The sequence below is a fragment of the Streptomyces sp. Tu 3180 genome, assembly GCF_009852415.1.
In the GTDB taxonomy this organism is placed as follows: domain Bacteria; phylum Actinomycetota; class Actinomycetes; order Streptomycetales; family Streptomycetaceae; genus Streptomyces.
The window spans coordinates 2,354,005-2,371,780 of sequence record NZ_WOXS01000002.1 but is presented as its reverse complement, the minus strand read 5'-3'; the positions used below and the strand labels follow the sequence as shown (position 1 = coordinate 2,371,780).

Here is a 17,776-nt window from a genome sequence, read left to right as displayed (position 1 = left end):
CGTGTTCGTGAGTGGCTGGAAATCGCCCTTCGGAGGCGGGACTACACCGGGTCGTAGGTGCGCTCGACCTTCTGCGTGCCGCTGCGCGTGCGGTACGAGCGGGCCCAGGCCGAGGCCGCGTCCGGCGCGGTGCGGCTGGAGAGCACGTAGTAGTCCATCTGCGCCCGCTCGGCGGTGATGTCCAGCACGCCGTAGCCGTGGCGGTCGGTGTCGACCCAGTGGACGTGCCGGTTGGCGGCCCGGATCAGCGGCGCGGCGATCGCGGAGACCGATCCCTCGGGCACCTCGACGATGTCGTCGAGGTTGTCGGAGGTGACCGAGGTGACCACGAACTCCGTGGCGGCCGAGGGCGACAGCGGGTAGGTGCCGGCGTTGACCGGCACGTCGTTGGCCCACGCCATGTGGATGTCACCGGTGAGGAAGACCGTGTTGCGGACGGCGTTCGCCCGCAGGTGGGCGAGGAGTTCGCGACGGTCGTCGGTGTAGCCGTCCCACTGGTCGGTGTTGAGGGCGAGGCCCTCCTGCGGCAGGCCGAGCAGCTCGGCGAGCGGCTTCAGGAGGTTCGCGGGCAGGGAACCGACCGCGAACGGCGAGATCATCACCGAGGTGCCGACCAGCCGCCAGGTGGTGTCGGACGCCGTCAGGCCGGCCTTCAGCCAGTCCAGTTGGGCGCGGCCGGTGAGCGTGCGGTCCGGGTCGTCGACCTCGCCGTCGCCGAGGGAGACCTGCTGGGAGCGGAAGGAGCGCAGGTCCAGCAGGGAGAGGTCGGCGAGCTTGCCGAAGCGCAGCCGGCGGTAGGTGGTGCCGGCGAGCGCGGGGCGCACCGGCATCCACTCGAAGTAGGCCCGCTTGGCGGCGGCCTGGCGGGCGGCCCAGGTGCCCTCGGCGCCCTCGGTGTGGTTCTCGGCGCCGCCCGACCAGGTGTCGTTGGCGATCTCGTGGTCGTCCCAGATCGCGACGACCGGCGCCTTGGCGTGCAGGGCCTGGAGGTCCGGGTCCGTCTTGTACTGCGCGTGCCGGACGCGGTAGTCGGCGAGGGTGACGATCTCGTGGGCGGGGGCGTGCGGGCGGACCACCCGGTCGCGGGTGCCGTACTCGCCGGTGGCGTACTCGTAGATGTAGTCGCCCAGGTGCAGCCAGGCGTCCAGGTCGCCCCGGGCCGCGAGGTGGCGGTAGGCCGAGAAGTGGCCGGCCTCCCAGTTGGAGCAGGACACCACCCCGAAGCGCAGTCCGGTCACGGCGGCGTCGGCGGCCGGGGCGGTGCGGGTGCGGGCGACGGGGGAGTCGGTGCCGCCGGCGGAGAAGCGGAACCAGTAGTCGGTGGCCGGCCGCAGGCCGCGGACGTCCGCCTTGACGGTGTGGTCGGAGGCGGCGGTGGCGAGCGTCGAGCCCTCGGCGACGACGTCGGTGAACGCCCGGTCACGGGCGACGGTCCAGCTCACCTCGGTGTCCGGGCCGAGCCCGGAGCCGGGTATCGCCTCCGGTGTCGGCGTCACGCGGGTCCACAGCAGGATGCCGTCCGGCAGCGGGTCGCCGGAGGCGACGCCGTGCAGGAAGGCGGGGGCCTGCGTCGCCGCCCGGGCGGGCAGGGACGCGGCGAGCGGTCCGGCCAGCACCGCGGTGGCGGCGGCCGCCTTGACGACCGTACGGCGGCGCGGGGAAAGGGAGCCGGCGTCCGCGGTGGCGGAGGCGGTGCTCTCGGATGATCTGTGTCGGCTGGTCACAGCCGATCAGGTTACTGACAGGTACACGCGAGAGCGGGCGAACCCGTGAAGTTCGCCCGCTCTTCAACGCCCGGTCAACCGACCGGCGTTCAGGCCTTGAGGGCCTTGTCGACCGCCGTGTTGAACTCGTCCACCGTCATGGGGGCGTTCTGGCCGTCGGAACCGGTGAGCTTCTTGCCGTCCATCATCAGGGTCGGCGTGCCGCTCACGTCGCTCTCGTCGAACGTCTCGGACATCTCCAGCGCCCACTTGTCGTAGGTGCCGTCCTTGACGTCCTTCTGGAACTGCTTGTTGCCCTTCAGGGCGTCGACCGTGTTCGCGACCTCGATCAGGTACGAGTCGTCCTTGAACTTGTCCTCGCTCTCCTCGGGGTGGTACTCGGCCGAGTAGAGCGCGGACTTGTAGGCGAGGAACGCCTCGGGGCCGACGTTCAGCGCGGCGCCCAGGGCGCTCAGGGCGTTCTTGGAGCCCTCGCCGCTCAGGTTGCGGTCGAGGAACGAGGCGCCGACGAACCGGACCTTGTACTTGCCGTCCTCGACGTCCTTCTCGATCGTCTCGCCGACGCTCTGCTCGAAGGTGGCGCAGATCGGGCAGCGCGGGTCCTCGTACAGCTCCAGGGTCTTCTTCGCGTCGGACTTGCCGATGACGACGGTCGTGCCGTTCTCGCCGCTGCTGTTGGCCGGCTTGACGAGCTTGTCGTCCTGCGCGGCCTCCCAGTAGCCGGGCTGGTTGCCCTGGACGACGGCGTAGCCGATGCCGCCGGCTATCGCCAGGACGCCGACGACGGAGCAGGCGACGACGATCTGCCGCTTGGCCTTGGCGCGCTTGGCCTCGCGCTCGCGCTCCACGCGCAGACGCTCTCGGGCCGCCGTCTTCGCCGCCTGGCTGTTCCGCTTGCTCATGGTGATGTTCTCCACGGGGGACGCACACGGTCGTGTGCGGGATGCGTACGGGGGACTGCTCGTGCTCGGGGCGCCGCCGGCGCCGGGGCGGGGACCGCCTCAGGCGGGGGCGGCGGAGCACGGCGGGCCACGCCGTCCCAGGGAGTGCACGAGGATCCGGGTCCGGGCGGCGGCGCCCTCGCGGACCGGGAAGGCGGGCCGGCGGACCTTCGGGGTCCGGCGGCCCGCCACCGCCGCGACCGCGAACAGCAGCGGCCGGACCGCCGTCGAAGCCGTCGCCGCCACCGCGCCGAGCAGCTGGGCCAGCGCCCGCTCGCCGCGGCGCAGCCAGGCGGCGGCGAGCAGGCCGACGCCGATGTGCGCGCCGAGCAGCCACCAGGCGGTGGCCGGATCGGCGTGGGCGAGCAGGACCACCGGCCGGTCGCCGCCCTCGGCGGCGGTGCCGGTCACGCGGGCGAGCGGCGCGCCCACACCGGTGCCGTCGCCGCACAGCACGTCGAAGCCCACGGAGCGCAGCGGGCCCGCGACCGGGCCGCCCATCCGTCCGTAGCAGACGTGCTGGCCGGTGGTGAAGACGGTGTCGGCGGCCAGCTCCAGCGGGATCAGCAGGGCGGCGATCCGCCCGAAGGAGCGCTCCCGCCCCGCCAGCGCGTACGCCAGGCCGAACACGGCGGCGGCGATCACGGCCACCGTGTTCAGCGGCAGCGGAGCCCCGGACAGCAGCACGTGCGACGCGGTGCTGAGCGTCACGACCACTGCCGTGAACAGCGCCGCGCGGACGGCTCTGAGCTGGGTTCCGGATATGTCCATGGCGGTGAAGAGTCTGTCACGTACTCCGGTAAGGGATCCCTAAAGGGTTCCTGTGGGCATGAGGACGGTCACAGCCCGGGAATCCGGCCGTTGCGGAACAGGTCCAGGAAGATCTGGTGGTCGCGGCGGGCCCGGGCACCGTAGTCGTGCGCGAAGTCGACCAGCAGCGGCGCGAGGCCCTCCTCGTCGGCCGCGATCGCCGCGTCGATGGCCCGCTCGGTGGAGAACGGCACCAGGGACTCGCCGGAGGTGTCGTCCGCCGCCGCGTGCATCGTGGCCGTGGCCCGGCCGAGGTCGGCGACGACCTGGGCGATCTCCTCGGGTTCGTCGATGTCGCCCCAGTCCAGGTCCACGGCGTACGGCGAGACCTCGGCGACCAGCTGGCCCGCGCCGTCCAGCTCGGTCCAGCCCAGCCACGGGTCGGCGTGCGCCTGGAGGGCGCGCTGGGAGATCACCGTGCGGTGCCCCTCGTGCCGGAAGTAGTCGCGGATCGCCTGGTCGGTGACGTGCCGGGAGACGGCCGGGGTCTGGGCCTGCTTGATGTAGATCACGACGTCGTTCTCCAGGGCGTCGCTGTGGCCCTCCAGGAGGATGTTGTACGACGGCAGCCCGGCCGAGCCGATGCCGACGCCGCGGCGGCCCACGACGTCCTTCACGCGGTAGGAGTCCGGACGGTCCAGGGAGGTGTCCGGCAGCGTCTCCAGGTAGCCGTCGAAGGCGGCGAGCACCTTGTAGCGGGTGGCCGCGTCCAGCTCGACCGCGCCGCCGCCGGGCGCGAAGCGGCGCTCGAAGTCGCGGATCTCGGTCATCGAGTCCAGCAGCCCGAACCGGGTCAGCGAGCGGGCGTCGCGCAGCGCGTCGAGCAGCGGCCCCTGGGCGGTGTCCAGCGTGAAGGGCGGCACCTCGTCGCTCTTCGCGCCCGTGGCCAGCGCGTGGACGCGCTCGCGGTAGGCGCCCGCGTAGATCCGCACCAGCTCGGTGATCTGCTCGTCGCTGAGCGCCTTCGCGTAGCCGATCAGCGCCACGGAGGCGGCGAAGCGCTTGAGGTCCCAGGTGAAGGGGCCGACGTAGGCCTCGTCGAAGTCGTTGACGTTGAAGACCAGGCGGCCGTGGGAGTCCATGTACGTGCCGAAGTTCTCCGCGTGCAGATCGCCGTGGATCCACACCCGGGACGTCCGCTCGTCCAGGTACGGTCCGCCCTGCGTCCCCCCGCCGGCCCGCCCGGCGTCCAGGTCGTGGTAGAAGAGGCACGCCGTCCCCCGGTAGAACGCGAACGCCGAGGCCGCCATCTTCCGGAACTTCACCCGGAAAGCGGCGGGGTCGGCGGCCAGGAGCTCGCCGAAGGCGGTGTCGAGGACGGCGAGGATCTCCTCGCCGCGGTGCTCGTCGTCGAGCTGCGGGACCGACATCGCTGGGTGCCTCCTGGTGCGGGCTGGTGCGGGCTGGTGCGGGACGTCTCGTCGGACGGCTGGTCCGTCCTCTGTCTAACGTGTGAAGGGACACGGGAGTGCCCGTGCTCCCCGTCCGAAGGTACGCGTGGACGGCCCCCCGGTGTCAGTGCCGGGGCATAGACTTCGACGCTGTCCCCCGGACCGTCCGCCCGCCCGTCACCGACCGTTCTCCCGCCGCCCGACCAACCGCCCCCCATCGAGGCGCCCCGCGCCGCAGCGTTCACTTCTGGAGGCCGCACCGTGTCAAAGCCGCCGTTCACGCACCTGCACGTCCACACCCAGTACTCGCTGCTGGACGGTGCCGCGCGGCTGAAGGACATGTTCAACGCCTGCAATGAGATGGGCATGACGCACATCGCCATGTCCGACCACGGCAACCTGCACGGGGCGTACGACTTCTTCCACTCCGCCCAGAAGGCCGGAGTCACCCCGATCATCGGGATCGAGGCGTACGTCGCGCCCGAGTCCCGGCGCAACAAGCGCAAGATCCAGTGGGGCCAGCCGCACCAGAAGCGGGACGACGTCTCCGGTTCCGGTGGCTACACGCACAAGACGATGTGGGCGGTGAACAGCACCGGCCTGCACAACCTCTTCCGGCTCTCCTCCGACGCGTACGCCGAGGGCTGGCTGCAGAAGTGGCCCCGGATGGACAAGGAGACCATCGCCAAGTGGTCGGAGGGGATCGTCGCCTCCACCGGCTGCCCCTCCGGCGAGGTGCAGACCCGGCTGCGCCTCGGCCACTTCGACGAGGCCCTCAAGGCCGCCGCCGACTACCAGGACATCTTCGGCAAGGACCGCTACTTCCTGGAGCTGATGGACCACGGCATCGAGATCGAGCACCGGGTCCGCGACGGCCTGCTGGAGATCGGGCGGAAGCTCGGCATCCCGCCCCTGGTCACCAACGACTCGCACTACACCTACGCGCACGAGGCGGGCGCCCACGACGCGCTGCTGTGCATCCAGACCGGCAAGAACCTCTCCGACCCCGACCGCTTCAAGTTCGACGGCACCGGCTACTACCTCAAGTCCACCGACGAGATGTACGCCATCGACTCCTCGGACGCCTGGCAGCAGGGCTGCGCCAACACCCGGCTGATCGCCGAGATGGTCGACACCACGGGCATGTTCGAGAAGCGCGACCTGATGCCCAAGTTCGACATCCCGGAGGGGTACACCGAGGTCAGCTGGTTCCGCGAGGAGACCATGCGCGGCATGCACCGCCGCTTCCCGGACGGCATCCCGGACGACCGCATGAAGCAGGTCGAGTACGAGATGGACACCATCATCTCGATGGGCTTCCCGGGCTACTTCCTCGTGGTCGCCGACTTCATCATGTGGGCCAAGAAGCAGGGCATCGCCGTCGGCCCCGGCCGAGGCTCCGCGGCCGGCTCGATCGTCGCCTACGCCCTCGGCATCACCGACCTCGACCCGATCCCGCACGGCCTGATCTTCGAGCGGTTCCTCAACCCCGAGCGCATCTCGATGCCCGACGTCGACATCGACTTCGACGAGCGCCGGCGCGTCGAGGTGATCCGGTACGTGACCGAGAAGTACGGCGCCGACAAGGTCGCCATGATCGGCACCTACGGCACCATCAAGGCCAAGAACGCGATCAAGGACTCCGCGCGGGTCCTGGGCTACCCGTACGCGATGGGCGACCGCATCACCAAGGCGATGCCCGCCGACGTCCTCGGCAAGGGCATCCCGCTGTCCGGCATCACCGACCCGAACCACCCCCGCTACTCGGAGGCGGGCGAGGTCCGGTCGATGTACGAGAACGAACCGGACGTGAAGAAGGTCATCGACACCGCGCGCGGCGTGGAGGGCCTGGTCCGGCAGATGGGCGTGCACGCCGCCGGCGTGATCATGTCCAGCGAGACCATCACCGAGCACGTCCCGGTCTGGGTCAGGCACACCGACGGCGTGACCATCACGCAGTGGGACTACCCGAGCTGCGAGTCGCTCGGCCTGCTGAAGATGGACTTCCTGGGCCTGCGCAACCTGACGATCATGGACGACGCCGTCAAGATGGTGAAGGCCAACAAGGGGATCGACATCGATCTCCTGAGCCTCCCGCTCGACGACCCCACGACCTTCGACCTGCTCCAGCGCGGCGACACCCTCGGCGTGTTCCAGTTCGACGGCGGCCCGATGCGCTCCCTGCTCCGGCTGATGAAGCCGGACAACTTCGAGGACATCTCCGCCGTGTCGGCCCTGTACCGGCCGGGCCCGATGGGCATGAACTCCCACACCAACTACGCCCTGCGCAAGAACGGCCAGCAGGAGATCACGCCGATCCACCCCGAGCTGGAGGAGCCGCTCAAGGAGGTCCTGGACGTCACCTACGGCCTGATCGTCTACCAGGAGCAGGTGCAGAAGGCCGCCCAGATCATCGCCGGGTACTCGCTCGGCGAGGCCGACATCCTCCGCCGCGTGATGGGCAAGAAGAAGCCCGAGGAACTGGCGAAGAACTTCACCATCTTCCAGGCCGGCGCCCGCAAGAACGGCTACAGCGACGAGGCCATCCAGGCGCTGTGGGACGTGCTGGTGCCCTTCGCCGGCTACGCCTTCAACAAGGCGCACTCCGCCGCGTACGGACTGGTCTCCTACTGGACCGCCTACCTGAAGGCGAACCACCCCGCCGAGTACATGGCCGCGCTGCTCACCTCGGTGAAGGACGACAAGGACAAGTCGGCCGTCTACCTCAACGAGTGCCGCCGCATGGGCATCAAGGTGCTCCCGCCGAACGTCAACGAGTCCGAGGCCAACTTCGCCGCCCAGGGCGACGACGTGATCCTCTTCGGCCTGTCGGCGGTGCGCAACGTCGGCACCAACGTCGTCGAGTCGATCATCAAGTGCCGCAAGGCCAAGGGGAAGTACACGTCCTTCCCGGACTACCTCGACAAGGTCGACGCGGTCGTCTGCAACAAGCGCACCACGGAGTCGCTGATCAAGGCCGGCGCCTTCGACTCCATGGGCCACACCCGCAAGGGCCTCACCGCCCAGTACGAACCGATGATCGACAACGTGGTCGCGGTCAAGCGCAAGGAGGCCGAGGGGCAGTTCGACCTCTTCGGCGGCATGGGCGAGGAGGAGAACAGCGAGCCCGGCTTCGGCCTCGACGTCACCTTCACCGACGAGGAGTGGGACAAGACCTACCTGCTCGCCCAGGAGCGGGAGATGCTCGGTCTCTACGTCTCCGACCACCCGCTGTTCGGCCTGGAGCACGTGCTGTCCGACAAGGCCGACGCGGGCATCTCCCAGCTCACCGGCGGCGACTTCGGCGACGGCGCGGTGGTCACCATCGGCGGCATCATCTCGGGCCTCCAGCGCAAGATGACCAAGCAGGGCAACGCCTGGGCGATCGCCACGGTGGAGGACCTCGCGGGCTCCATCGAGTGCATGTTCTTCCCGGCGACCTACCAGCTGGTGTCGACGCAACTCGTCGAGGACGCCGTGGTGTTCGTCAAGGGCCGCCTCGACAAGCGGGAGGACGTGCCGCGCCTGGTGGCGATGGAGCTGATGGTCCCCGACCTGTCCAACGCGGGCACCAACGCGCCCGTCGTCCTCACCATCCCGGCCACCCGCGTGACCCCGCCGATGGTCAGCCGGCTCGGTGAGATCCTCACCCACCACAAGGGCGACAGCGAGGTCCGCATCAAGCTCCAGGGGCCGACGAAGACGACGGTGCTGCGCCTGGACCGGCACCGGGTCAAGCCGGACCCGGCCCTGTTCGGCGACCTGAAGGTCCTCCTCGGACCCTCCTGCCTGGCGGGCTGAGCGGGCCGGCGTGGCGTGTCCGGCGCAGAGGGCCGGACACCGTGCGCCGGACACGCGTGAGGGGCGCACCCGATGGCGACGGCGGGTGCGCCCCTCTTCCTGTGCCCGGGTCTCAACAACCCGTCATGAAAATGTCAGTTGTGGCCGAAGCGCTTCTGCCGGCCCTTGCCGCGCCCGATCTCGCCGGGCGTGGCCTCCGTGGTGCGCTGCTCGTCCGGCGTCTCCATCGCGGCGGGCTGCGCCGTCCGCCGGGCGCGCTCGGCCTGCGGCTGCTTCCGGTCACGGTTCTTGTTCTTGGCCATGGTGATGCCTCCTGTGGGGGATCTAGGGGCCAGGGCCGGAACCAGATTCACACAGCCCGACAACAAACGCATGCCGGACAATTACCGTGTGTGACCGGGGTGGTCGGGGGAGGATGTGTGGAAACGCCACGCCGAAGATCGAGTTCGGGCCGTTAACCCCGGCGTGGTCGGGCAGACTCGAAGCAAGCCCGAAGCAAACCTCCCGGAAAGAGGGTGGATCGCGTGGACCGCTGCATCGTCCTGGTGGACGCCGGGTATCTGCTGGGGGCCGCCGCCAGTCTCCTCGCCGGGGAGCCCTCGCGGTCCCGCATCACCGTCGACCACGCCGCCCTCATCCAGGGGCTGCGCGAACGCGCCGAGTCCGACACGCGGCAGCCCCTGTTGCGCATCTACTGGTTCGACGGCGCCCCCGACCGCGTCCCGCAGCCCGAGCACCGCAGGCTGCGCGTGATGCCCCGGGTCACCGTCCGGCTCGGGGCGCTGACCCGCAGCGACGGCCGCTGGGCCCAGAAGGGCGTCGACGCCGCGATGCACGCCGAACTCACCGAACTGGCCCGCAACCGGGCCTGCTCCGACATCGTCCTGGTCACCGGCGACGGCGACCTGCTGCCCGGCATGATGGCCGCCAAGGAACACGGCGTCGCCGTGCACCTGTGGGCCGTGCAGGCCGCCGACGGCGACTACAACCAGTCCGAGGACCTGGTCGCCGAGGCCGACGAGCGGCGGGTGCTGGACCGCGCGTGGATCATCCGGGCCGTACGGGCCAAGGAGTTCACCGGGGTGTGCGCCCCGCCGCCCGTGCCGCGGCCCGAGATCGCCGCGATCCTCTCCGCGCCGCTGCCGGAGTCCGCGCTCGCCGCGGCGGCCGAGCGGACCGCGCAGGAGCCGCAGCACCCGGCCGCCGCCGCGCAGAACGGCACCGCGGAGCGGACGCCCGCGGTCAAGGGCGTGCCCACCCCCAAGGACCTGGCCGCCCTGCGCGGCCCCGGCACCCAGCACCCCCAGCCGCCGGCGTCGGCCACCCTGCGCTGGTCCTCCGACAAGGGCTGGGTCGACCGGCCCGTGGCCGAGCCGCCGGACGCCGCGTCCATGCCGACGCTCGCCCAGCTGACCACCGCCGAACAGCGGTGGGCCGACCGGGAGGAGGACATCACCACCGTCGGCGGCGACCCCTTCGAGGTGGGACAGGTCTTCGCCCGGCGCTGGGTGGAGCGGCTCGGCGACCAGAGCCACATCCAGAAACTGTCCGCCATGTACCCCCGCATCCCGCACCGCATCGACGGCGAGCTGCTGCGCTACGCGGCCCGCTTCGGGCTCCTCGCCCACAAGGACGACCAGATCGACGAGCGCGACCGGTACGCCATCCGGGCCGGCTTCTGGCGGGAGATCGACGTGCGCACGGGCACGGAACGGGCCGCCTCCGGCGAATGAGGCGGCAGACGGTCCGGCGGCCTGCGGACCATGGGCCGGACGGACGACGCGCCGCGGCCCGTCCGGGTGCCGCGGCCGGGGTGCGGCGGTTCGGGCGGGGCGGCCCGGGGCGGGAGCCCGGTGGTCCCGTGCGGGCCGGTCCTGCCGGCCGTCCGGGCGGGGCGGGGGAGGCGCCCCGGCGCCGGTGTCCGTGCCGGGCGCCGGGGTTGACCGGCATCGCCGCGGGTTCACGGGGTACCGGCGGATGTGCGGCGCCGGGCCGACCCGGAAGCGGACCGGGGCGGCCGACCCCGTAGGCTCGTCCCTTGTGAGTACGCGCGCGGCACAGGCATTCCGGCACGGTGGTGACGTCGTGTGCGCGGTGCGCGGGCTGACCAAGACCTATCCGGCGGTGCGCGGACGGCGCGGAGCACCGGCGACACCCGAGGTCAGGGCCACCGACGACGTGCGGCTGGAGATCCGGCGCGGCGAGATCTTCGGGCTGCTCGGGCCGAACGGGGCCGGCAAGTCCACCCTCGTACGGCAGCTGACCGGACTGATGCGGCCCGACCACGGCAGCGTGGAGATCCTCGGCCACGACATCGTGCGCCACCCCGAACGGGCCTCCCGGATCCTCGCCTACCTCGGGCAGGAGTCCACCGCCCTCGACGAACTGACCGTGTCCCTCGCGGCCGAGACCACCGGCCGGCTGCGCGGGCTCGACGCGCGCCGGGCCCGGGCCGAGCGGGACGGCGTGCTGGAGGAACTGGGGCTCACCCCGATCGCCGGGCGCCCCCTCAAGAAGCTGTCCGGCGGGCAGCGGCGGCTGGCCTGCTTCGCCGCCGCGCTGGTGGGGGAGCGGCCCCTGCTCGTGCTGGACGAGCCCACGACCGGCATGGACCCGGTGGCGCGGCGCGCGGTGTGGTCCGCCGTCGACCGGCGCCGGGCCGAGCGCGGTACGACCGTGCTGCTGGTCACCCACAACGTCATCGAGGCCGAGACCGTCCTCGACCGGGTGGCGGTCCTGGACCGGGGACGGGTCATCGCCTGCGACAGCCCGGCCGGGCTGAAGGAGCGGGTCGCGGGCGAGGTCCGGGTCGAGCTGGTGTGGCGCGAGGCGGCGCCGCTGCACGTGCCCGAGGTCGCCGCGCTGCGGGACCGGGTCGTCGAGTCGGGCCGCCGCTGGACCCTGCGGCTGGCCCCCGAGGAGGCCCGTGCGGTCGTCGCCACCGTCACCGGCGGAGCCGCCTTCGCCGCCCTGGACGACTTCACGCTGGCCACGCCCAGCCTGGAGGACGTGTACCTGGCGCTGGGCGGCGCCGTACGGCAGGGACTGGTGAAGGCATGAGCACACGGGCCGTGTCATCCGTACGGAACGGGGCGACTGCCGGAGCGGATCCGAGCGGACCTCCGAGCGAAGGGGAGCAGCACGACGTGAGTGTCGTACCCGCCGATGTCCTGCCGGGCGGCGTCCTGGCCGTGGAGGAGGCCGCACCGGAACCGGCCGGGCTCGGCCCCCGGGCGCGGCTGTGGCCGTCGCTGGCGGCCGTCTACCGGGCGCAGCTGTCCCGGGCGCGGGTGGCGCGGATCCCCCTGCTGTTCGTGGCGACCTTCCAGTCGGTCGGGATCATGATCCTGATGCGCGGGGTCGTGGACGGCGGCGGCGAGGCGCAGGCCGTGGTCGCCGGCTCGTCGGTCCTGGTCGTCGCCTTCGTCGCGCTGAACCTCCTCGCGCAGTACTTCGGGCAGCTGCGGGCCAGCGGCGGGCTCGACCACTACGCCACCCTGCCCGTGCCGCCGGCGGCGGTGGTGCTGGGCGCGGCCGGCGCGTACGCGTCCTTCACCGTGCCGGGGACCGTCGTGACCGCCGTCTTCGGATGCGTCCTGTTCGGGCTGCCGCTGACACACCTGTGGGTGCTCGCCGCCGTGATCCCGCTCGCCGGGGCCGCGCTCGCCGGGCTGGGAGCGGCGCTGGGCCTGCTCGCGCCGCGGCCGGAGCTGGCCACGCTGCTCGGCCAGCTGGGCATGTCGGCGGCGCTGCTGCTGGGCGTGCTGCCGGCGGAGCGGATGCCGGAGGCGGTGCGCCTGGCGCGGGACCTGCTGCCGTCGACGTACGGCGTCGAGGCGTTCGCGCGGACCTTCGGCCCGCACCCCGACTGGGCCCGGGTGCTCGGTGACCTCGCCGTGTGCGGGGGCGTCGGCGTGATCTCGCTGGCCGTGGCGACCTGGGCGTACCGCAGGGCCGCCGTCCGGTGACGCGCCGCACGGCCGGGCCTGGCACGATGTCAGGGTGAGCGCACCTCTGACACCACCGCCGCCTCCGCACGAACACTCCCCGCACGACGCGTGGCAGCCGCCGTCCGCCGGGCACGCGGACGCCGCGTTCCGGAAGACCGGACCCGCGGGGCACGGCGAGGGGCACGGCTGGTACGGACAGGACGGCCCTGCGATGAAGAAGGAAGTGCGGGAGGCCGCCGTGACCGCGGTGGCGGTGGCGCTCGGCGGGGTGCTCCTCGGGGTGCTGTGGTGGTGGCTGGCGCCGCGCGTGCCGCTCGTGGGCGACGTGGTGGACGACAGCTGGGTCGTCTACCTGAAGGACAGCGAGGGCGAGCAGGCCGTCGGGGTGGACGGAACGTTCTCCCTCCTGGCGCTGGGCTTCGGCGCGGTGAGCGCGCTCGCCGTGTTCCTCATGAGGCGGCACGGCGGTGTGCCGCTGGTGGTGGCGCTGGCGGTCGGGGGACTGCTCGGCTCACTGCTGGCCTGGCGGACCGGCGTGTGGCTCGGTCCCGCGCAGGACGTGATGGCCCAGGCGAGAAGCGCGGGCAAGGGAGTCACCTTCGACGCGCCGCTGAAGCTGAGCGCCAAGGGCGCGCTGCTGGCGTGGCCGTTCGCGGCGCTGGTCCTGCACCTGGGGCTGACCGCCCTGTTCGGTCCCCGCGACCCGGACCACTTCCCGCCGCTGGACCCGCACGTCCCGCAGGGGCCGTACGGGGCGGCGGGCTCCTGAGACCTTCCGCCGGAACGGCCCGGGGCCGGTCCGGCGGTCCGCGCCCGGCGCCGTCCGTGGTCCGCCCGGGCCTTCCGCGCGCGCCGTCCGCGTCCGAGGGTCCTCATCGGCGCGTCCTTCCCCGCGGGCCGGGGAAGGACGCGCCGAGGGGTCACGCACGCCCGATGGGGGCCAGGGTCGCCGACGTCAGCCCGGCCAGGTCGCCGGGGGAGAGCTCGACCTCCAGGCCGCGGCGGCCGGCCGAGACGCAGATCGTGTCGTGCCGGGCGGCCGACTCGTCCAGGACCGTCGGCAGTCTCCTGCGCTGGCCCAGGGGCGAGATGCCGCCGCGGACGTAGCCCGTGGTGCGTTCCGCCAGCGCGGGGTCGGCCATCGCGGCCCGCTTGCCGCCGACCGCCGCCGCGAGCGCCTTCAGGTCCAGCTGGCCGGCCACCGGGACCACCGCCACCGTCAGCGCGCCGTCGACGTCCGCCACCAGCGTCTTGAAGACGCGGTCCGGCGCGACGCCCATCGCCTCGGCCGCCTCCTCGCCGTAGGACGGGTGGGAGGGGTCGTGGTCGTAGGAGTGGACCGTGAACGGCACCCCGGCCGCGGTGAGGGCCACCGTCGCGGGCGTGCCCGCCCGGCCTCCGCCACCGCCCTTGTTCGGACGCGCTTCGCGCGCCCCCGCTCCCTGCTGCTTCCCGGACTTCTTCGCCATCGCGGTCTGCACTCCAGACAGTCGTGCGTCAGTTGAGACTCGTCGGCCCGCGCGTGAGATCCGCGGCCGGCAACGACGGCAGGCTACGGATGACGGCCGTCTCCGCGCGAAGGAGTTTCAGCTCGTCGCGCAGCCGGGACGCCGTGTCCGGCGCCTGGAGCAGACGCTGCTTCGTCGGCGTGTCCAGCACCATCGCGGCGGCGACCAGGTAGGAGACGACGCCCGGCTCGTCCGGCAGGTCCGCGCCGGTCGCCAGCGACCGCTCCCGGGCCCCCGCCAGCCGCTTCTGGTACTGGCGGAACGCCCGCAGCACCCCCTCCGCCAGCGTCCCCGCCTCGTCGCCGGGCTCCTCGGCCACCGTCTCCAGTTCGGCCGTCAGATACGGCCCGGAGGCGTCGACCGACAGCAGCCGCACCCGGGTCGTGCCGGTCGCCAGCACCTCGAAGGTGCCGTCGGCCCGCTCCCGGATCGTCGCCGCGTCGGCCACACAGCCCACCTTGTGGAAGGCCCGGAGCGGGTCGGTGCCGAAGCCGGCCGCAGGCCCCCTCTCGGGCACCGCGGTCGGGTCGGGCAGGCCGGGGGCGCTCGGCGCGACCTCGTGGCCGTCGCGGATCGCCACGACGGCGAACCGGCGCGGCTCGTCCTCCGAGGTCTTCAGCAGCTCGCGCATCATGGCGCGGTAGCGCTCCTCGAAGACGTTGAGCGGGAGCACGAGCCCCGGGAACAGCACCGTGTTCAGGGGGAAGAGCGGGAGCCGGACGGTGGTCACGACGCAAAAGCCTAATGGTCGCCGAAGCGGGCCCGTCCGCCCCGTCCGCTCCGCGGGGGGCCGAAGCCCGCGGCGGAGGGAGCGGCGCCCGCTCCGGAGGAGCCGGACGCGACCGCCGCGCGCACGTCCTGACGCACCTCCAGGAACCGCCCGAGCGGATCGTCCGCGTCCCGGTCCCAGGGGAAGGACGTGGCGTACGGGCCGGTCAGGCGCAGCTGTTCCAGGGCGTCCGGCCAGCGCTCGAGGCGGACCAGGACGTAGGTCAGCAGATTGCGCAGTTCGGCCGGCCGGGAGTGGCCCGCCGGCAGCCGGCCGGACAGGGCGGCGGCGCGGTCGGCCGCCGCCTCGAGCCGCTCGCGCGGCACCCCGGTGCCGCCGCCGTCGGTCAGACAGCCGAACGCCGCCCGCAGCGGCAGCGCCTGCGTGAACGAGCCGTCCGGCGCGTCCTGGGCGGCCAGGTCCGCGAAGTCGAAGCACTCGCGGTGCGCACCGCGCCAGGAGGACGACAGGTAGCGCAGGGCCGCCACGTGGCAGCCGTAGTGGTGCGGGGCGCGGCGGACCGCGGCCTCCCACAGCTCCTGGAAGTACCGGTGCCCGGCGCGCGCGCCGCGGGCGTGGTCCAGGGCGAGCCGCCAGGGCACCGGATCGCGGTCGTCCCCCTTCGCGGCGGCGGTGATCAGCGGGCTCACCTCACGCAGCAGCTCGGCCCTGGCCGGTGAGCCCCAGGCGCGGTCCACCGCCCGCTGGGCCTCCACCAGCAGCCCGTCGGGGTCGTACGGGTCGAGGGCGCGCCAGGTGTCCAGCCACTCGGGGCGCGAGCGGGCGAAGGCGGCCAGCCGCCGCACATAGCGGTCGCGGTCCTCCCAGGTGCCCCGGCGCCGGGTGGCGGCGAGCAGGCCGGCGGCGGGCGCGTGATCGCCGATCGCGGCCGCGACCAGCGCGGGACCCAGCACGTCGTCGGGTGCGTCGAGGAGCACGTCGTCGTCGGCGGGCAGCACGACGGCGACGGGGGCGGCACCCGTCCTGCCGCGTGCCCGGGACGTACGGGTGAATCCGTGCAGCAGAGCCATGGTGTCGACCATTGAAAGACCGCAGGTCGCAGCCGCGCCAGGGGCCACGCTGAAGTCGCCGAAGGTTGTACGCGAACCGGTCAAGACCCGGTAAAAAGCCGACGCTCCCTCGCCGTGCGCGACGCGCACGGAGCACCCGGGGCCCGGCCGCCGCGCACGGCGCCGCCCGCCCCTCAGGTGCGCCGCAGCGTCCGCGTCGCCCCCGCCGCCACCGTCGTCGCCAGGATCCAGCCCAGCAGGATGAACGCGGTCGCCAGCCACTGCCAGCCGCCGCGCAGCTGCCAGAAGCCCACCTGCCCCAGGTCGATCACCGGCAGCAGCAGGTCCAGGGCGAACAGGGGCGCGTTCCACGCGGGATGCTCGCCGCTCTTCAGGGGCGGGGGGTGTCCGTGCGCGAAGGCCAGCGAACCGCCCGCCCACAGCACCGCCATCCACACCGCGGCCCGGCCCGGCCGGTACCCGTAGGCGACCGTCCAGTCCTGCGCGTAGCCCCACAGCTTGGCCGCGAGCGGCAGGCTCTCCCGGCGGCGGCGCTGCTTGGCGAGCAGCACCTCGCGGGCGTCCTCGTCCTCCCCGCCCGCCCGCAGCACGGCGGCCAGCCGCTCGTACGGCTCCGGGTTGTACTCGGCGCTCGCCGCGTCCACCCACCGCAGCCGGAGCGACAGCGGGAACGGGCCGCGCGGCACCAGGTTCTCGTAGGCGAAGCCGCCCATGTGCAGCCGGCCCGGTCCCGGCCAGCTGTCCGCCCGGTCCATCAGGTTGACCACCCGCGCCCCCGACAGCACCACCCTGCCGCGCGCCGGCCGCTCCCCGAGGAAGCGCAGCTCCGGCGTCTGCACCCGGCGCAGCGACAGTTCCTGGTCGTCGGTGAAGGTGAACCTGGCCCCCTCGAAGTCGACCGCGTCCCCGAACCGCCCGTCGTCCAGCCGCACCCCGCCCTGGCACTCGAACCGCTGGATCCGCGTCCCGCGGGCCGGGGTCATCCCGCTCCGCGCCTGGGCGCCGACGCCCGCCGGGGTCAGGTACAGCGAACGCTCCACGGTCAGCTGGGGGGCGTTCAGCGCGAGCCGGGTGTACGGGTTGGCCAGCCGGGCGCCGCGCAGGCTGAGCGAGACGCCTATCGTCGCGCTGCGCAGGCTCAGCTCGCCGTGCGACTCCAGCATCTCGGCCTGGAGGTCCTGTCCGACCGTCAGGCCGTCCCCGGCGATCGAGCGGCCGCTGCGGTCCCGGTGCACGATCGCCTGGTTGAGCAGCAGGTCCGTGCCGATCCGGGCGTCGGTGAGCCGCACACCGCCCGGGAACCGGCAGCGCGGCAGGTGCAGGTCGCCCTCGGTGTGCAGCCGGGCCGCCTCCAGGCGCGGTATCGAGCAGTCCACCATCCGCACGGTCGTGAAGCGGGCCTCCGGCAGCAGCACGTCCCGCTCGAAGCGGCAGTCCCGCATCTCCACGTACGGCACGACCGTGCCGCCCGCCAGGTCCAGGGCGCCGCTGATCCGCACCCCGACCAGCTTCAGCGAGGACACCCGGCCGGCCAGGGCGGGCGGTCCGTCCAGCAGGAGCCAGCACACGACGCGGGCCCGGACCGTCCGCTCGGGGCCCCACGGGTGCCCTCCGTGCGGATCGTCGACGACCGCGTCCCCGCTGCTCAGGTCGTACACGCTGCCGTTGCGGAAGGCCTGCCACATCCCGGCCTCCACGGCGGTCAGGTCCTCCGGCACGTCCCCGGCGCGCGGTCCCGCCCCGTCGGTCACGGCTTCCCCCTCCCTCCCTGGTACTCGTCGGTTCGTCCCTTCGTACAACCGTTCATGCCCGGTTCCGTGAGAGGTTGAACACGGAAAGTGAAAAAGATCT

At 72.8% G+C, this 17,776-nt stretch carries 14 protein-coding genes; 5 read left to right on the top strand and 9 right to left on the bottom strand.

Annotated elements, in window-relative coordinates; genetic code table 11:
• Positions 1 to 41: 41 nt before the first annotated feature.
• The 4 genes from GL259_RS11600 to GL259_RS11585 form a co-directional block, all read right to left on the bottom strand.
• Positions 42 to 1,724, bottom strand: a complete 1,683-nt coding sequence (locus GL259_RS11600; protein WP_159531806.1) for an alkaline phosphatase D family protein — start codon at positions 1,722 to 1,724, stop codon at positions 42 to 44.
• Positions 1,725 to 1,813: 89 nt separating this feature from the next.
• Positions 1,814 to 2,626, bottom strand: coding sequence for a DsbA family protein (locus GL259_RS11595; protein WP_159531804.1), 813 nt, complete (start codon positions 2,624 to 2,626; stop codon positions 1,814 to 1,816).
• A gap of 99 nt (positions 2,627 to 2,725) precedes the next feature.
• Positions 2,726 to 3,436 carry a hypothetical protein gene (locus GL259_RS11590; protein ID WP_159531802.1) on the bottom strand — a complete coding sequence of 237 codons (711 nt, stop codon included), beginning with the start codon at positions 3,434 to 3,436 and terminating at the stop codon, positions 2,726 to 2,728.
• A gap of 68 nt (positions 3,437 to 3,504) precedes the next feature.
• Positions 3,505 to 4,845, bottom strand: coding sequence for a DUF2252 domain-containing protein (locus tag GL259_RS11585; protein WP_159531800.1), 1,341 nt, complete (start codon positions 4,843 to 4,845; stop codon positions 3,505 to 3,507).
• Positions 4,846 to 5,127: 282 nt separating this feature from the next.
• On the opposite strand from GL259_RS11585, the gene dnaE reads away from it, so the two are divergent.
• Complete coding sequence (gene dnaE, locus GL259_RS11580) at positions 5,128 to 8,667, top strand: DNA polymerase III subunit alpha (RefSeq protein WP_159531798.1); 3,540 nt, start codon at positions 5,128 to 5,130, stop codon at positions 8,665 to 8,667.
• 134 nt (positions 8,668 to 8,801) lie between these two features.
• Here the strand turns inward: dnaE and GL259_RS37635 are convergent, their stop codons facing one another.
• The gene (locus tag GL259_RS37635; RefSeq protein ID WP_166461474.1) at positions 8,802 to 8,969 is read right to left on the bottom strand and encodes a hypothetical protein; all 168 of its coding nucleotides are present in this window, start codon (positions 8,967 to 8,969) and stop codon (positions 8,802 to 8,804) included.
• A gap of 222 nt (positions 8,970 to 9,191) precedes the next feature.
• Here GL259_RS37635 and GL259_RS11575 point away from each other — a divergent pair, with 222 nt between their 5' ends.
• From GL259_RS11575 to GL259_RS11560, 4 genes are all read left to right on the top strand, one after another.
• Positions 9,192 to 10,400, top strand: a complete 1,209-nt coding sequence (locus GL259_RS11575) for an NYN domain-containing protein (protein WP_159531796.1) — start codon at positions 9,192 to 9,194, stop codon at positions 10,398 to 10,400.
• A gap of 352 nt (positions 10,401 to 10,752) precedes the next feature.
• Positions 10,753 to 11,727 carry an ABC transporter ATP-binding protein gene (locus GL259_RS11570; protein ID WP_159538557.1) on the top strand — a complete coding sequence of 325 codons (975 nt, stop codon included), beginning with the start codon at positions 10,753 to 10,755 and terminating at the stop codon, positions 11,725 to 11,727.
• Between the two features lie 86 nt (positions 11,728 to 11,813).
• Positions 11,814 to 12,635, top strand: coding sequence for an ABC transporter permease (locus tag GL259_RS11565; protein ID WP_166461473.1), 822 nt, complete (start codon positions 11,814 to 11,816; stop codon positions 12,633 to 12,635).
• A gap of 34 nt (positions 12,636 to 12,669) precedes the next feature.
• A complete protein-coding gene (locus tag GL259_RS11560) occupies positions 12,670 to 13,386 on the top strand; it encodes an AAA family ATPase (protein WP_159531792.1) in 717 nt (238 codons plus the stop codon).
• A 151-nt stretch (positions 13,387 to 13,537) separates the two neighbouring features.
• On the opposite strand, the gene ybaK is transcribed toward GL259_RS11560, so the two are convergent.
• The 4 genes from ybaK to GL259_RS11540 form a co-directional block, all read right to left on the bottom strand.
• Complete coding sequence (gene ybaK, locus GL259_RS11555; protein WP_159531790.1) at positions 13,538 to 14,086, bottom strand: Cys-tRNA(Pro) deacylase; 549 nt, start codon at positions 14,084 to 14,086, stop codon at positions 13,538 to 13,540.
• A gap of 28 nt (positions 14,087 to 14,114) precedes the next feature.
• Positions 14,115 to 14,855 (bottom strand): LON peptidase substrate-binding domain-containing protein, encoded by a 741-nt coding sequence (locus GL259_RS11550; protein ID WP_159531788.1) that lies wholly within the window; start codon positions 14,853 to 14,855, stop codon positions 14,115 to 14,117.
• An 11-nt stretch (positions 14,856 to 14,866) separates the two neighbouring features.
• On the bottom strand, positions 14,867 to 15,937 hold the full coding sequence (locus GL259_RS11545) for a hypothetical protein (protein WP_159531786.1): 1,071 nt from the start codon (positions 15,935 to 15,937) through the stop codon (positions 14,867 to 14,869).
• Positions 15,938 to 16,098: 161 nt separating this feature from the next.
• Positions 16,099 to 17,676 carry an oxidoreductase gene (locus GL259_RS11540; protein ID WP_159531784.1) on the bottom strand — a complete coding sequence of 526 codons (1,578 nt, stop codon included), beginning with the start codon at positions 17,674 to 17,676 and terminating at the stop codon, positions 16,099 to 16,101.
• Positions 17,677 to 17,776 lie beyond the last annotated feature (100 nt).